Origin of the sequence: Arenibacter echinorum (genome assembly GCF_003259375.1) — a bacterium.
In the GTDB taxonomy this organism is placed as follows: domain Bacteria; phylum Bacteroidota; class Bacteroidia; order Flavobacteriales; family Flavobacteriaceae; genus Arenibacter; species Arenibacter echinorum.
Genome location: NZ_QLLN01000010.1, coordinates 1 through 16,597 on the forward strand (window position 1 = coordinate 1; position 16,597 = coordinate 16,597).

Sequence of the window (16,597 nt, forward strand, 5' to 3'; positions counted from 1 at the left end):
TTAGTTGGAATTGGAAGGTGATATCGTCAGTTAGAGTGAAATGCCAGGAGGCATTTTGTATCGAGAACAGGTAATGGGAGTGATAATAGGGTAGTAGTCAGTGAACAGTGAACAGTTGGCATTGGGCAAGTTTAAAGTTGAAAGTACAAAATCTAGCATCTACTATCTCAATTCTAAAATCGAGCATCTAATATCTAACATCTATAATTTCGCATTAATAGTCGCACAAATGGCACAGTCATTGCTTATTTTTGATGGATAAAGAAAGACATGCAATCAATAAAGAAGACCCTTTTAATACTAGTGCTGCCACTGTTAGCATTCACGGTGGCCCATAAATTTTATATCAGTGTAACCAGTGTAGAATACTCCGATAAGGACAGGGCACTGCAGATTACGACCAGGATATTTATAGACGATTTTGAAAAGGTGTTACAGGAGAGGTATGGCATTAAGGGCAATTTGGCCTCTAAAGAAGAGTCCGACATGGCCGATGCGTATATTGAAAAATATTTGAGGACTAAACTTATGGTTGAAATCAACGATAAGCCTGTGCAATTTGATTTCTTGGGCAAGGAATATGACAATGATATTATGATATGTTATCTGGAAGTTCCGAAAATAGATTTGGGTACTGCGACCAGCATCGCCGTTGAAAATGAAGTACTGATGGATATTTTTGAGGAACAGAAGAATGTGGTCCACTTTAAACTTGGGAACCAAAAAAAGAGTTTTGTACTTATTCGTGAGAATAATAAAGGAATGTTAAACTTAAAGTAATTCAAAACAATTGATTATATAATTGTTAAATTTCTCCGCTAAAAAAATCAATTTCAAATATGAGTAGAATGAAACATGTTTTTGCTTCGCTATTATTCCTTTGTGCGGCCGTAAGCGTTGCCCAGGAAGAAGTAAAGATTGAACGGGAGCCCGGGCATCTTAATCAGAGTAAATTTAAGCAACTTTATGAAGAATTTGCTACCCCAAATACCTATAGATCGGCTTCTGGGGCTCCAGGTCCGGATTATTATCAGCAGCAGGCAGATTATAAAATGGATATTGAGCTCGATGATAAAAATGCCAAGATTTACGGTTCAGAGACCATAACCTATACCAACAATTCTCCTGATGACCTTACATTTTTATGGGTGCAATTAGATCAGAACGTACGTTCCAAGACTTCTAAATCGCCCTTGCGCGATGATGAGGGTGTGCCAGTGGCAGAGCCTGTGGCCAGTTTCGCCAATAAATATATGACAGCGCCTTTTGATGGTGGATTTAATATAGAATATGTTAGGGATGCCAACGGAAAGGCCTTGCCCTACACTATAAATCAGACCATGATGCGGATAGATCTTCCCGAAGTTTTAAAAAGTAAGGGACAGGTTACCTTCTCTATAAAATGGTGGTACAATATTCCAGATCATACTGTAAATAGGGCGCGTTCGGGATATGAGTACTTTCCAAAGGATGGCAATAAGGCTTATGTAATTGCACAATTCTTTCCTAGAATGGCCGTCTATAGTGATATAGAAGGATGGCAGAACCATCAATTCTGGGGCAGTGGGGAATTTGCCCTTCCTTTTGGTAATTACGAGGTTAACATTACCGTTCCGGCCGATCATATCTTGGATGGTACAGGAGAGCTTCAGAATATGAAGGAAGTATTTTCCAAAGAAATGATAAGTCGATACGAAAAAGCCAAAAAATCCTATGACAAACCTGTAATCATTGTAAGTCAGGCGGAAGCCGAAGAGGCAGAAAAAGGATTTTCGGACAAAAAGAAAACTTGGAAGCTAAAGGCAGAAAATGTAAGGGATTTTGGTTTTGCTACCTCCCGTAAATTTATTTACGATATGCAGGCAGTGAAAATAGGTAATAGGGATGTTATGGCCATTTCCATGTATCCAAAAGAAGGCAATCCGTTATGGGAAGAGTATTCCACTAAAGCGGTAGCCCATACCTTGCGCTCCTATTCCGCTCATACTTTTGATTATCCCTACCCTAAGGCAATATCGGTTCACGCCAAGAATCAGGGAATGGAATACCCTATGATCTGCTGGAACTACGGGAGGCCCAATGAAGACGGTACCTACTCTGATAGGGTGAAATACGGGATGATTTCCGTAATTATCCATGAAGTGGGACACAACTTTTTCCCAATGATCGTTAATTCCGATGAACGTCAGTGGGGTTGGATGGATGAAGGTTTGGATACCTTTATGCAATATATGGCCGAGCAGGAATTTGGGGTAGCCTATCCCGAAGCCATTGCTCCCAATAGCAAATACCCATCAGGGAGAGGGGAGCCTTCCAAGATAATACCCTATATGTCCGGCGATCAAAGTACCATAGCACCAATTATGTCCAATCCTGAGAATGTATATCAATTGGGGAACAATGCCTATGCAAAACCTGCTACCGCTCTAAATATTCTTAGGGAAACCGTAATGGGAAGGGAGCTCTTTGACCATGCCTTTAAGACCTATGCGCAACGATGGATGTTTAAACATCCATCCCCGGAAGATTTCTTTAGAACTATGGAAGATGCTTCGGCCGTTGATTTGGATTGGTATTGGAGAAGTTGGTTCTACACTACCGATTATGTGGATATTGGGGTAAAGGGAGTGAAAAAATATTATGTCTCCGACAAGCCTTCCAAACAAATGAGGGAAATAATGGCGGCAAGGAATATTAAGGAAGAGGATCTGCCTCCCTTGGTTTATTTGGAGGAAGAAGAATCGGAAGATGCCGATGCCAAGCTTAAAGGAAAAGCGCCATCAGAAAATTCCAAAACTTTAAAAGAGTTTATGATGGACAATATGTCGGTAGCCGAGAGAAATGCCATTAAGGAACCCAAATATTTCTATGAGATTACTTTTAATAAGCCAGGAGGTATTCCTATGCCCTTGATCGTTGAATATACCTATGCCGATGGTTCCAAGGAAAATATTACCTATCCTCCGGAAATATGGAGAAAAAACGATCAGGAAGTAAAAAGGGTCGTTGCTTCTGGTAAGGAGTTGATAGGAATTGTGGTGGATCCAAAAGCGGAAACTGCCGATATAGATACTACCAATAATTCATGGCCTACCAAAGAGGTTAAATCCGACTTTGAAATCTTTAAAGAAAATATAAGAGGGAAATAATTTTCTTGATCTTATTTAAAACCAAGATCATATTTAAAACTGTTTCCTGAATATAATTAAAGCCCCGAAACCGGATTGCATAGCGGCAAAACGGGTATCGGGGTTTTCTTTTTGAGCGCTATTCCTCGGCAGGTCTATCCAGAACTAGTGCTTTTTGCCTAGTAATTAGAGGGTATATGGCTTATTATGAATGTTTTAAATATAGTTTAAGCCATAATTTTTAAGGTTCTGGGAACCTAAAAAAAGTTAACCATATTTTTTATGCAGCTGTCAAACTTCTCATTATATTTGTGATATGTTAAGTACGATAATTCTATTTATTAGCGGAGGAGAAATCTTTTTTATCATGTTTATCGTGGTAATGGTTTTTGGCGCCGACAAAATTCCTGGCATAGCCAAGGGATTGGGAAAGGGCATGCGACAACTGAAGGATGCAACTGAGGATATAAAGAAAGAGATACAAAAAAGTGCAGAGAAGCAAGGTATAGATACCAGTTTTACAGACGACATCAAGAACGAAATCAATAAAGTGAAGAAGAACGTTGATGAGGTAACCGGCGTTGTAAAAAGAAAGTAATATGCTGGACCAACTGTTACAGTGGGACCGCGATGCTTTTATTTACCTTAACAGTTTGGGCATCGAAAATCTAGATGTCTTTTGGTCTTACGTAACCAATTTCGCTACTTGGACTCCCTTATTTATTTTGTTTATAGTTCTTATTTTTAGGGCATACCCTAAAAACGAAGCCTTTTGGGTTTTGGGAACCGTTTTGGTTACTGTGGCCGTTGTGGCAATGTTCACAGGAGTGGTCAAGGAATGGGTTGCCCGGCTAAGGCCCAATAATACAGAGGAAATCAACACCTTGATCCGGATTCTTAAAAGTCCGGACGGATATAGTTTTTTTTCGGGCCATTCTTCCAGTTCCTTTAGTATTACCACCAGTATCTTCCTGTTTCTTAGGGATAAATGGAAGTGGTCCTGGCTCTTCTATATTTGGCCGTTATTATTTGCTTTAAGTCGCATTTATGTTGGAGTACATTATCCGTTGGACCTTATCGTAGGTGCCTTGGTGGGAATTCTCTTCGCTATTTTTTTCTACAGATGGTACCATAAATTGGAGCTGGCAAAATAGTTTTTTTTATATAATCAATAAGTATTGCTGTGTTTAATGGGAAAATGGTCCCCTCCCTAGCCCTCCCCCAAGGGGAGAGGATGTTATTAGTTATACCTTAAGATTTGTTGGTTTAAAAATTATTCCCCCTCCTTGGGAGAGCCTGTCCCGCCTTTTGAGCGGGAGGGTGAAGGGGTAGGTGGCAACTATCATAACACCCTACTAAGTGTTAGTCCGTCCCTAATTGGTAACAATACCGTTTCTATCCTAGGGTCGTCCCTCAACTTCTTATTGTAATCGATCAAAACTTGGGTAGCCTTGTCCTTGGGGTCCAAAGGCTCCACAACCTTCCCGGACCACAGCACATTATCCGATAGAATTACGCTACCGGGGCGACATTTTTTTAAGGCGGCCTCATAGTAATGGTCGTAACTTACCTTTTCCGCATCAATAAAAACCATATCAAAAACTACGTCCAGCTGCGGTATTATCTCCAGGGCATCGCCTGTATGCTGCACAATTTGAGGTCCATAACCACTTTCGTCAAAATAGCGTCTTTGCATGGCATGGAGTTCTTCATTGATATCAATAGTGTGCAATGCGCCCTCCTTTTTCAGGCCTTCGGCAAGGCAAATGGCTGAGTAGCCGGTATAGGTGCCTATTTCCAAAATATTTTTGGGAGAGATTATTTTGGATAAAAGGCTCAATACCCTACCTTGAAAATGCCCTGTGATCATCCTTGGTTGTATGACCTTTAAATGGGTCTCCCGCGTGAGCCTTTGCAGTAATTCCGGTTCCGATTGCGAATGGTCGGCAATATATTGTTCCAAGATGGATGATAAAAAATGCATGAGTATTACTTTGTATATTTAAGCCTTCAAATATAATGATCATGCAACAATTTACCGTAAGAATGGCCACTTTGGAGGATTTAAATATTCTGCTGTCTTTTGAACAGGAAATTATTCGTGCAGAAAGACCTTTTGACGAAACCCTGGATAAGGATCCGATCAGTTATTATGACCTTAGGCAACTAATATTGTCAGAAGAGGCCGCAGTAATGGTGGCGGAGCTGGATTCGCAGATGGTAGGTTCCGGGTACGCTTTAATACGGGATGCAAAACCCTATTTGGACCATAAAAAATATAGTTATCTTGGGTTTATGTATACCGATAGGGATCAACGTGGCAAGGGCGTTAATAAGGCAATAGTGGATGCTTTAATGCAATGGTCAAAGTCCAAAGGTATCCATGAAGTTAGGCTTACTGTTTACAATGATAATGCCCCTGCCATTAGGGCCTATGAGAAAGTGGGCTTTAAAAAGCATATTTTGGAAATGAGGGTACATGTTGACTGATCAGATTATAGATGTGCTATTAACCACTTCTGGCCGTAAATTGTATTTTTACATAAAATTTAGCATATGGAATTTGAAAATTCGTTAGTGTTTGCCCAAAAATTGGATGCGGTTGATCCTCTCAAAAATTACCGGAACGAATTCCATTTTCCCAAAGTAAAGGGTAAAGATGTAATTTATTTTACGGGAAATTCCCTAGGATTGCAGCCTAAACGTTCCCAAAAGTTTGTAGACGATATAATGAAAGATTGGAAAGACTTGGCCGTGGAAGGTCATTTTCATGCCGAAAAACCTTGGTGGGATTATCATGAGCGGTTGGCGGCGCCCTTGGCAAAAGTAGTGGGTGCAAAGACTCCGGAAGTTTCCGTAATGAATACCTTGACCGTTAACCTTCACATGCTAATGGTCTCTTTTTATAGGCCTACCCAAAAAAGATTTAAGATTATTTGCGAGGAAAAAGCATTTCCTTCCGATCAATATATGTTGAACAGTCAGGTTGAATTTCATGGTTTTGATCCCAAGACCGCCATTGTGGAAGTGAAGAAAAGACAGGACGAAAATTTTTGGCATACCCAGGATGTTATTGAGAAAATTAATGAAGTAGGGGATGAGCTGGCATTAGTACTCATTGGCGGGGTTAATTACTACAATGGTCAGGTCTTTAATATGGAAGCCATAACCAAGGCGGCCAAGGCACAAGGAGCATTCGTAGGATGGGATTTGGCGCATGGGGTCGGTAATGTAGAATTAAAACTGCACGATTGGGGGGTCGACTTTGCAGCTTGGTGCAGTTATAAATATATGAACAGTGGTCCGGGAAATGCTTCCGGGATTTTTGTACACGAGAAATATCTAAATAACAACGAGATTCCTAGATTTGAAGGCTGGTGGGGAACAAAAAAAGAGACCAGGTTCTTAATGAAGCCAGAGTTCGAACCTATGGAAAATGCGGATGCCTGGCAGGTGAGCAATCCTCCAGTGCTTTCCCTAGCTCCTTATTTGGCCTCCTTGGAAATGTTCGATGAGGTGGGTATGGAAGCCCTGATTACGAAAAGAAAGCTCATTGTGGCCTATTTGGAGTTTATTCTCCAGGAGATAGATAAGGAGACCGCTGGATCCTTTGAAATTATTACCCCAAAGGACAGGGGCTGTCAACTTTCTGTATTATTACACGGGCAGGGGAAGGGTTTGTTCAATTATCTAATGGAAAATGGGGTTATTACGGATTGGCGCGAACCCAACGTAATTCGTCTGGCACCTGCACCGTTTTATTGTTCTTTTGCCGATATGTACAGTTTTGGCCAAATTCTTAAAGCAGGAATCCTGGCCAAGGGCTAGGTTTACCTTTCACAATCCCTAAATATTTTTCTTTTTAATTGCTAAATTTCCGGCCTCAAACCAAAGCGCTATAATTGCCAAATCCTTTATGAAGTCACTTCGTCTTATTCTTTCCAACCCTAGATATTTTGCACCTTCGTGGGTATTTGCCAGTATTAATATTTTGTTTGGAACCTGGGCTATTTATATCCCTTCGGTCAAGGAAAAATTGGACATCAATAAGGCCGATTTGGGAATCGCGCTATTTTTCCTGTCTTTGGGTGTGTTTATCGTCTTTCCCGTAGCTGCCAAAATCATTGATAAATTAGGGGTAGGCAAGGCTACCTGGTACGGAATAATATTCAGTAGTGTAGCGGCTTTGTTCCCTTTGTTGACGCCCAATTATTATTCTTTAATGGGCGGGCTTTTTTTATTGGGGGCCGGCAACGGATTTACCGATATTGCCATGAATACCTTGGTTACCGAAATTGAAAAGGAAGACCGGCAAAATTTTATGTCAGCCTCCCATGGCTTTTTTAGCTTGGGCGGGGTAATTGCCGGTCTGGGCAGCTTTCTGATTTTTACGATCAATAATCCGGCATTGCATATGCTATATGCCGTTATTTTGGTACTCGTGGTAAATTTTATATTCCATAAGCACTATAGCCATATTGTAGCGGCCCCGGTTGAAAAGGAGCCTTTTAGTCTCAAATTATTTAAACCGCTCTTGGTTCTTGGAATTATTTCCTTTGTAGTAATGGGGGGTGAAGGGGCTATAGTGGATTGGAGTGGACTATTTCTGCAGGAAATAAGTATGGCCCCGGAAACATTGATAGGCACCGGTTTTTTGGCATTTTCCGTAATGATGACCTTGGGAAGGTTCTTGGGAGATAGTATTAGTGCCGCTATAGGCCCCATTAAAATAGTGGCCTTGGGAGCATCTATTGCTATTGTCGGTTTTATTTTTGTCCTTACCACCTATACCTACATGGCCATTGTTGGATTTGCATTTATAGGACTTGGCTTTTCGGTAATTGTTCCGGAGCTCTTTAGGATCGGGGGAACGGTCAAGGGGGTGGATTCTTCCCAAGGAGTGTCCTTTATAGCCGGTACTGGCTATTCCGGTTTCTTAATCGGTCCAGTAGTGCTGGGGTTTGTAGCTGAAAGTTTTTCCCTTAAGTATACCTTTGTTATCCTATTGCTCTGCACTATTCTAGTGCTTGCCGCTACTTTAGGGCTACATAGGAGAAGGAGATAATTCTGACTAAATTCTTATGGGTTTTTTGAAGTGACTTTAATATTGGTAAAGTACAACTTAAAACTGCCGTCTTCATTCTGGTGCATCTCGGCAATTTTTAGGCCGTTGATATCCGCATAATTTTCCCAGGTCGTAATTACGGAAGGCTCTGGCTGATTTGATTTTCTAAATACCCATTCCTTTATCATATAATCGTTACCAAAATAAAAATCATAGGCATCCCCTGGAGTGTAGCCACCTTCGTTCCCATAAACAATGGTCAGTTTCTGCATTGGATTTTTGCTGATAGGGGCGGGCACGTCACTTTTATGGTCGTAGGTGATATTGTTTTTGTCCCAGGCCAGATTAAACGGAGCCATTAACCAATATTTGTCGTTAATAAATCCACCGTTCAATTTTGTGGCCGTACTGTCCATTGAATTACGGTTGTAGGAAATGGTATCTCCTTTGTTGATGGATGTAATGTCGTTGGTTATAGTGTTCCACACCCAGCTGCGTTCAGAATGGCTGTCGGCACGATCCACATTGAACGTAAAGGCAATTTCCTTTACATTTCGAAAATGATTGAAGCCATGTGCATTGGCTACCTTGTCCAAAATGGAAAGTTCTATTTTTTGAGCGGCTAATTCTGTTTTTTTATCCGTTTTACAAGCGGTTAGGATAAGCGTGAAGCAAAAAACGGCTAGTACTGATTTTTTCATGTTTGGTTTTTATCAAAGATAATAGGTTTTTGGCAAAATCCTTAATGTTGACCAAATACATTATGGGTAGAACTTAAAAAAAAAAGGAGGTTGTGGTTTTGTTTTGCCAATTATACCTGGGTCGTCCATAAGTGGTCCTTGAATCCATTGGAATAGTTATTTAGGATTATTAGGGTTCTAGTTTTTGAGCCATTTATATGGATTAAGATATCAAATAATTTAGCTGCCATATTTCCCAATAAATTCATTATTTTTGAAACTTAATAAGAAATCAAAAAATGAGTTCAAAAAAAGGAAAGATACAAGAGGCAATAGACGAAAAATTGCTGGACGAAAGAAAAGTATTTCTATGGGGAATGGTAGATGATGATACCGCAAAGCATGTAATCGATCGTTTGTTGTATTTGGATATGCAAAACAACAAGGAAATTCAATTGTACATCAATAGTCCTGGAGGTTACGTTACTTCTGGTTTTGCCATGTACGATACCATTAAATCATTAAAGAGTCCGGTATCTACCATATGCTCCGGTTTGGCGGCATCCATGGGATCCATTTTATTATCTGTAGGGAAGAAGGGAAGACGTTTTATTCAGCCACATGCCCAAGTGATGATACATCAGCCCAGTGGTGGTGCCAGGGGACAGGCCTCGAATATAGAGATTCAGGCCAAGGAAATTATCAAGACCCGTGAACTTAGTGCCAAAATATTGGCGGAAAACTGTGGGCAGGATTTTGAAAAGGTTATGAAGGATTTTGATAGGGACTATTGGATGAACGCTGAGGAGTCCATAACCTATGGTATTGTAGACGGAATTCTGGAATAACCCGGTCGCAGATTGTTTATTATAGTTAATAATTCACATCTTACATAAAAGGAAAAGTCCTTCACAATCTTAATGTGAAGGACTTTTTTATATATGGACGCCTAAGCGGTATGTGTTTTATATACGAGATAAACCTAGTGTTTGGATGTTCTGGACAGAAAATTATTTAAAAAAGAGGCATTTTTTATCAAAGGTTGAATTATGTGCCTATATGTAGGCATTATGTGATGTTATTGCCCCTATATTATACAAGTTACTTTATTTTATTACATTTATTACTTTAACATTTACTTTTCCCTATATAAATCAGTATGACACAAACTCCTAAAAACATTGCTATTATCGGTTCAGGACTGGTAGGGTCCCTATTGGCAATTTACCTTCGGAAGTTAGGACACCAGATAACGGTTTACGATCGTAGACCCGATATTCGAAATGTTGAGTTTTCCGGAAGATCCATCAACTTGGCGATGAGCAATAGGGGTTGGACGGCTTTGAGGGAGGTAGGTATTGAAAATGAAGTAAAGAAAATTGCCATTCCATTGGATAAACGGGCCATTCATGTGGAGGGTCAACCAGAGTATTACCAAAAATATGGAAAGGAAGGAGAGGCCATCTGGTCTATTTCACGGGGCATATTGAATAGGAGAATGATCGATCTGGCCGAAGAGGCAGGGGTCGTTTTTCGTTTTGAGGAAAAGGTGTGGGATGTTAACCTTCCCGAAGGGAAAATATACACTGGCGCAACGGAGAAAGGAAAGTGGAAGGAATATCTTTACGATATAGTTTTTGGCTGTGACGGTGCTTTTTCCCGAGTTAGGCACAAAATGCAACGTAGAAGTAGGTTTAATTACGTTCAGGAGTTTATAGATGTTGGCTACAAGGAGCTAACTATACCGGCCAACGAGGATGGTACCCATAAATTGGACAAGCATTCCTTTCATATCTGGCCAAGGGGGAAGTTCATGTTTATAGCCATGCCCAATATGGATGGCAGTTTTACCTGTACGCTGTTCCTGCCCTTTGAAGGGGAGGTTTCCTTTGAAAAGATAAACACCAAGGAAGAGGCCAAAAGCTTCTTTAACACCTATTTTCCAGATGTTGCCCCAGTTATTGAAGACCTGAGTACAGATTTTTTCAATAACCCCACCAGCGCTTTGGTGACCATTAAGTGTTACCCTTGGACCTACTGGGACAAAGTGGCTTTGGTAGGCGATTCTGCCCATGCCATTGTGCCATTTTATGGACAGGGAATGAATGCTGGCTTTGAGGATATTTATGCCCTGAACAAGATTATTGCCAAATATGGGGACGATTGGGAACAAATTTTTAGTACCTATCAAACAGAACGTAAGCCCAATGCCGATGCCATTGCGGAGCTTAGTTACCGGAATTTTGTAGAAATGAGCAGTATGACTGCCGACCCCAATTTTATATTGCAGAAAAAGATTGAAAAACGTTTTGCCAAAAAATACCCAGACAAATGGATCCCTGCCTATTCGCGGGTTACGTTTTCTAATAAGCCCTATGTAGAAGCTTTGGCAAATGGGGATGCCCAGGAAGAAATAATGAAGCAAATAATGCAAATTCCCAATATAGATGAAATTTGGGACAGTGAGGAGGTAGATCAAAAAATCCTAAGTCTATTGAGCGGAAAAGAAAAGTACGAAGTATAGAAAAAATAAAAGCCATCTAAAAAAGATGGCTTTTATTTTTTATGGGTCGCTCTTTCTATAATTTAGAAAAAAGCTTTTGCATTTTTTCTTGTTCCTCTTCTGCCAAAACTGGGTCTACCAAAATTCTTCCACTGTGTTCGTCGCTTATGATTTTTTTGCGTGAAGCAATCTCAACCTGAACTTGTGGTGGGATGGTAAAGAAAGAACCTCCTGAAGCACCTCTTTCAATTGGAACTACTGCCAAACCGTTTTTTACATTATTTCGGATTCTATTATATGCCTTTACCAAGCGCTCCTCAATTTGGGATTGGTACTCTTCCGATTTTTTCAAAAGGGCTTTTTCTTCCTTTTCCGTTTCGGCCAAAATAGCGTTCAATTCACTTTTCTTGTGCTTAAGGTGCAATTCCCTTTCGGTCAATCGTTCTTTGGTACCGGCAATAACCTCTTTTTTCTGCTCTATTTGGGCTTTGAATTCTTTAATATTCTTATCGGCCAATTGAATTTCAAGTTCCTGAAATTCTACTTCTTTGGTCAATGAATTAAATTCCCTGCTATTGCGGACGTTCTTTTGTTGTTCCGCATATTTTTTGATCAAGACTTTGGCTTCATCAATAAGATTTTTCTTGGCGCCTATCTCGTAGTTAATAGTTTCAACATCGGTTTTAAGCTTATCCATTCTTGTTTTAAGGCCAAGTACCTCATCTTCCAAATCTTCTACTTCTAGAGGAAGTTCTCCTCTAACATTTCTTATCTCATCAACTCTAGAATCAATTAATTGCAAATCATATAGTGCTCTTAACTTTTCTTCTACTGTTGTTTCTGTCTTTGTTGCCATATTTAAAAATACTTGATGGGATTTGTTTTGCTCTCCGATAAAGAGACTGCAAAATTAGGAATTTTTTTCGTAAGATAATCAACTAAGAGATTTTTTGTAAACTGCTCTGTTTCATAGTGCCCAATATCTGCCAAAAGTATTTTGTCTTCCGCCTCATAGAATTGATGGTATTTTAAATCCGATGTTACGAAAACATCAGCATTAGCGGCTATTGCAGCCGATATGGCAAAGGAGCCGCTTCCTCCCAAAACTGCGACTTTCTTTATTTTTTTTCCTAGAAAATCTGAGTGTCTTATGCAGGAAACATGCATTTTTTCCTTCAAAAATCCGAAAAATTCCTCTTCATCCATCGGTTTTTCGAGAATTCCTACCATGCCCATGCCAATATTTTGGTTTTTATTTTCCAAAGTCTGTAGCTCGTAGGCAACCTCTTCATATGGATGGTTGTTAAAAAGGGCTTTCAAAATTTTTTGTTCATTTGCCCTGCAATAGGTTATACTAATCTGGGATTCATCTTCGTAATGTGTTTCCCCAATTTTTCCCAAATAGGGATTGGCTCCAGCATTAGCCTGGTAGCTCCCGGTGCCATCTACCGTAAAACTACAATTGCTATAATTGCCAATATTCCCTGCTCCAGCATGGAATAGAGCGGTTCTAAGGGCATCGGCATTCTCTTTGGGAACATAGGTGGTTAGTTTTCTAATGGTGCCCGTCTGCGGGATTAGAATGCTTGTGTTTTGCAGTCCCAAGACTTCACATATTTTGGCATTGACCCCTTTATCGCTGTTGTCCAGGGCAGTGTGCATACTGTATATGGCAATATCGTGTTTAATGGCCTTTATTACTACCCGTTGTACGTAGTTGGAGCCGGTTATTTTTTTTAACCCTCCAAAAATAATGGGGTGGAAACTAACAATTAGATTGCATTTTTTCGCGATGGCTTCCTCTACTACATTTTCCAAAGTATCCAGTGTTACAAGGATACCGCTTACCTTATTATTTGCATTCCCTACCAGGAGCCCTACATTGTCAAAATCTTCAGCATAATTCAATGGCGCCAACTCCTCTAAGGTATCAATAACTTGTTTTATGATCATTTTTAAAATTTATGGTCTTCCAAAGATAAAATATTATATTTTCGTTCTAATGCAGCTACTAAGAAAATTAGGCTTTCCCATTTCACTGATATACGCCTTGGTGGTATATCTGCGCAATTATCTTTATGACGTAGGGCTATTGCCCTCCAAAGCCTATAAGACCAAGACCATCTGTGTCGGGAATCTTAGTGTAGGGGGTACCGGTAAAACCCCAATGATAGAGTTTTTGGTTGCCAATGTTAAAGAGCAGGGTAGAATAGCGGTTTTAAGTAGGGGATATGGTCGAAAATCCAAAGGTTATTTGTTGGCCAAACCTGGTATAGAGGTAGAGGATTTAGGGGACGAACCCTTTCAGATCCATAAAAAATTTCCCCATGCCCATGTTGCCGTAGATGCGGACAGGCAGCACGGTATTTCCATATTGGAGGAAACCATAGGGCCCGACATTATTTTGTTGGATGATGCTTTTCAACATAGAAAAGTAAGATGTGATCAATATGTGCTTTTAACTTCCTATGCCAATTTATATGTAGATGATTGGTATTTGCCTAGCGGGAATTTGAGGGATAGCAAACGGGAAGCAAGGAGGGCCAATATTATTGTTGTTACCAAGTGCCCATCAAAATTGAGCATGGCCGAACAGCAAAGAATTAAGAATAAATTGAATCCTGGCCCCGGTCAGCAAGTAATTTTTAGTTATTTGGACTATGAGACAACATTAAAAGGCAACTCAAGGGAGATTGACTTGGATGAACTTAGAAATAAAAAAGTGACCTTAGTGACCGGGATAGCCAATCCAAAGCAGTTGGTTAGCTTCCTAGGCGCTCAAGGCATTGTATTTGAACATTTGGCCTACCCTGACCACCATTTTTTTAGGGAGAAGGAAATTGCCTTGTTCAATAACAAAGAGCTAATCCTTACGACCGAAAAAGACTATGTAAGGTTGGAGGGCAAGGGAGATAATTTTTATTATATAGGGGTAAGTCACAAATTCATGAATGGGGGCAAAGAGGTACTGTTGAATATGCTGGGTGAAAGCCTTACTGCTACTTAGGCTTCAATTTTTTTTTTCACATCAAAGATGTTCTCTCCTATTTTAGAATAGAATACCTCCGGTTTAAAAGGTTTCGTAACTACATCGTTACAACCGGCGGCATAAAAACTTTCCAAACTATCATCTAGGGAAATAGCCGTAAGGGCTATAATTGGCACCAATCTATTGAACTTTCTAATTTCTATAGTAGCCTCTTCACCACTAATTCCGGGCATGTGGATATCCATAAGGATACAGTCGTAATCCGTTTTTCTCACCATGGCCACGGCTTCCAGTCCGTTGTTGGCAATATCACAGGTTATTTCCTTCTTGTTCAGCATTTTCTTGGTAATCACCTGGTTGATTTTGTTATCCTCCACAATCAATATGTGCAGTCCTGTAAAATCGTATTCCACCTCGGTAATTTCGAACGGGATATCATCAATAAGATCATCCTTGCTTTTTAGATCCAACTCAAAGAAAAAGGAACTCCCTTTGCCTATTTCGCTCTTAAGTCCAATTGTACTGCCAAATAGGCCCAATAAGCTTTTTACAATGGTCAATCCTAGTCCGGTACCACCATATTCCCTATTAATTTGGATAGAGCCTTGTTCAAAGCTGTCAAAAATATTAAGTTGTCTTTCCTTATCAATACCAATACCATTATCCTTTACCTCAAAATAAATGGTCAGATCCTCCTCCACTTTTTTGGCAAGCCTGGTTATAACGGTAACTTGCCCTCCCTTGGTGAATTTTATTCCATTACCTATAAGGTTTATAAAAATTTGGGAAAGTTTAAGTGGATCTCCCAATAGGTGGGACGGAATATTCTCATCAAATTCCAGTTCAATTTTTGTTTTATTGGCCTTGGCACTTTGATGCAAGGAATTTATGACCTCGGAAAGTACCTTTTTAAGATTGAAGTCAATTTGCAGGGCTTCCAGTTTATCTGCGTCAATTTTGTTGATCTGAAGAATGTCATTAATGAAATTCAATAGGTAATCACCAGAAAACTTCAATGATTTTAGATGTTCTTTCTGATTTTCGCTGGGGTTCTCCTCCAGCAATAAATGTGTTAGACCGGTGACCGCATAAAGTGGTGTCCGCAATTCGTGGCTTACTGTGGAAAGAAAATTGGTTTTGGCCTCCATAGCCATTACCGCCGCATCCCTTGCAGCCTGTAATTCATTGTTCTTGGTGTGTAGAAGATCGTTTGTCTTTAACTTGATCTGGTTGTTGCGGTAAAGCGAAATGGCCAGTATGGATATTACGATTAAAAAGGCAGCGGTTAAAATTGCCGTTATTTCCGTTCTATTCTTGGATTGGTTAAGTTCTTCTATCTTGGCTTCCTGCCGGCCAATTTCATCCTTCATAAATTTGGTTTGGATGTTATCTGCCGTTTTGGTTTCCGCTAAACTTTTCTCTAGGGTAAATATAGAGTCCTTGATGTTCACTATATTTCTGCTGTAGGAAAGGGCAGATTCAAAAAGCCCAAGTTTTTCATTGGTCTCTGCAAGTAGCCTATTGGCCTCCAATACTTCTATATAAAAATTGTTCGCCTTGGCCAATTTTAAGGCACTCTGGGCATTTTTAATGCTCTCCTCGTAATTTTCTGTTTTAATGCTGATCTCCGCCAATTTTATATGTGCCTTGGCGGCTAGGTAGTCCTTCTCGTAAATGTCCGTATTTACGGCCAGGGCATTAAAATTTTTAGTGGCACTTTCGTATTTTTCCAAGTTTAAGAAGATAATTCCCTCTACAAAAAGAATATTGTTCAGTAAATTTCTGTCGTTGTTGATCTGTTTTGCCTCGTTCAACATAGAGATGGCCAAGAAATTTTTACCGTCCCTATAGGCAATAATGGCATCTATATATTTATGTGTGGCTTCACCATAGGGATAGGAAATATCCTTTAAAAGGGATTTTGATCTGTCCGCATAATATTCGGCGCTATCATCCTTTTGTAGGCGTAAATATAAAATGGCAAATTTGTGATAGGTGTCTATCAGGGTCTTTTGGTCATTGTTCTTAAAGGCAATTTCCATTGCGGTATTCAGCTCCTCAAGGGCGGGTTCCATTTTATTCCTATTTCCCAATTCCCTGGCTTTGTCAAAATGATATTCTATATCATTCCCGGTAGTCTTGTTTTCTTGGGTATACGAATGACTAAAGTAAAAAAACAATAGAACCGTTAGGAGCCACAATTTTCTGTTCAAATTTATATGTAAGAATCTA

The 16,597-nt window shown here is 39.9% G+C and carries 15 protein-coding genes; 10 read left to right on the forward strand and 5 right to left on the reverse strand.

Annotated features, from left to right (window positions below):
• Positions 1-270: 270 nt before the first annotated feature.
• From LV92_RS19940 to LV92_RS19955, 4 genes are all read left to right on the forward strand, one after another.
• On the forward strand, positions 271-780 hold the full coding sequence (locus tag LV92_RS19940; protein WP_111625372.1) for a DUF6702 family protein: 510 nt from the start codon (positions 271-273) through the stop codon (positions 778-780).
• A 59-nt stretch (positions 781-839) separates the two neighbouring features.
• Entirely contained in the window at positions 840-3,149 is a 2,310-nt protein-coding gene (locus LV92_RS19945; RefSeq protein WP_111625373.1) for a M1 family metallopeptidase, read from the forward strand.
• A 295-nt stretch (positions 3,150-3,444) separates the two neighbouring features.
• Positions 3,445-3,726, forward strand: a complete 282-nt coding sequence (locus LV92_RS19950) for a Sec-independent protein translocase subunit TatA/TatB (protein WP_111625374.1) — start codon at positions 3,445-3,447, stop codon at positions 3,724-3,726.
• Position 3,727: 1 nt separating this feature from the next.
• Positions 3,728-4,282 carry a phosphatase PAP2 family protein gene (locus LV92_RS19955; protein WP_111625375.1) on the forward strand — a complete coding sequence of 185 codons (555 nt, stop codon included), beginning with the start codon at positions 3,728-3,730 and terminating at the stop codon, positions 4,280-4,282.
• 188 nt (positions 4,283-4,470) lie between these two features.
• Here LV92_RS19955 and LV92_RS19960 read toward each other — a convergent pair whose 3' ends face one another.
• Positions 4,471-5,112, reverse strand: coding sequence for an O-methyltransferase (locus tag LV92_RS19960; protein ID WP_111625376.1), 642 nt, complete (start codon positions 5,110-5,112; stop codon positions 4,471-4,473).
• Between the two features lie 41 nt (positions 5,113-5,153).
• Between LV92_RS19960 and LV92_RS19965 the strand changes: the two genes are divergently transcribed.
• From LV92_RS19965 to LV92_RS19975, 3 genes are all read left to right on the forward strand, one after another.
• On the forward strand, positions 5,154-5,618 hold the full coding sequence (locus tag LV92_RS19965; RefSeq protein WP_111625377.1) for a GNAT family N-acetyltransferase: 465 nt from the start codon (positions 5,154-5,156) through the stop codon (positions 5,616-5,618).
• A 66-nt stretch (positions 5,619-5,684) separates the two neighbouring features.
• Complete coding sequence (gene kynU / locus LV92_RS19970; protein WP_111625378.1) at positions 5,685-6,956, forward strand: kynureninase; 1,272 nt, start codon at positions 5,685-5,687, stop codon at positions 6,954-6,956.
• A gap of 88 nt (positions 6,957-7,044) precedes the next feature.
• Positions 7,045-8,193, forward strand: a complete 1,149-nt coding sequence (locus LV92_RS19975) for an MFS transporter (RefSeq protein ID WP_111625379.1) — start codon at positions 7,045-7,047, stop codon at positions 8,191-8,193.
• Positions 8,194-8,207: 14 nt separating this feature from the next.
• Here LV92_RS19975 and LV92_RS19980 read toward each other — a convergent pair whose 3' ends face one another.
• Positions 8,208-8,894, reverse strand: coding sequence for a hypothetical protein (locus tag LV92_RS19980; protein ID WP_111625380.1), 687 nt, complete (start codon positions 8,892-8,894; stop codon positions 8,208-8,210).
• A 278-nt stretch (positions 8,895-9,172) separates the two neighbouring features.
• Here LV92_RS19980 and LV92_RS19985 point away from each other — a divergent pair, with 278 nt between their 5' ends.
• Together LV92_RS19985 and LV92_RS19990 are read left to right on the forward strand one after the other, a co-directional pair.
• The gene (locus LV92_RS19985) at positions 9,173-9,721 is read left to right on the forward strand and encodes a ClpP family protease (RefSeq protein WP_111625381.1); all 549 of its coding nucleotides are present in this window, start codon (positions 9,173-9,175) and stop codon (positions 9,719-9,721) included.
• 311 nt (positions 9,722-10,032) lie between these two features.
• A complete protein-coding gene (locus LV92_RS19990; RefSeq protein ID WP_111625382.1) occupies positions 10,033-11,397 on the forward strand; it encodes an FAD-dependent oxidoreductase in 1,365 nt (454 codons plus the stop codon).
• 55 nt (positions 11,398-11,452) lie between these two features.
• On the opposite strand, the gene LV92_RS19995 is transcribed toward LV92_RS19990, so the two are convergent.
• Together LV92_RS19995 and LV92_RS20000 are read right to left on the reverse strand one after the other, a co-directional pair.
• On the reverse strand, positions 11,453-12,232 hold the full coding sequence (locus tag LV92_RS19995) for a zinc ribbon domain-containing protein (RefSeq protein ID WP_111625383.1): 780 nt from the start codon (positions 12,230-12,232) through the stop codon (positions 11,453-11,455).
• A 2-nt stretch (positions 12,233-12,234) separates the two neighbouring features.
• Positions 12,235-13,329 carry a Nif3-like dinuclear metal center hexameric protein gene (locus tag LV92_RS20000; protein ID WP_111625384.1) on the reverse strand — a complete coding sequence of 365 codons (1,095 nt, stop codon included), beginning with the start codon at positions 13,327-13,329 and terminating at the stop codon, positions 12,235-12,237.
• A 49-nt stretch (positions 13,330-13,378) separates the two neighbouring features.
• On the opposite strand from LV92_RS20000, the gene lpxK reads away from it, so the two are divergent.
• Positions 13,379-14,383, forward strand: a complete 1,005-nt coding sequence (gene lpxK, locus LV92_RS20005; RefSeq protein ID WP_111625458.1) for a tetraacyldisaccharide 4'-kinase — start codon at positions 13,379-13,381, stop codon at positions 14,381-14,383.
• Here lpxK and LV92_RS20010 read toward each other — a convergent pair.
• Entirely contained in the window at positions 14,380-16,578 is a 2,199-nt protein-coding gene (locus LV92_RS20010; RefSeq protein ID WP_245946444.1) for a tetratricopeptide repeat-containing hybrid sensor histidine kinase/response regulator, read from the reverse strand. The genes lpxK and LV92_RS20010 overlap by 4 nt on opposite strands.
• Positions 16,579-16,597: the final 19 nt, after the last annotated feature.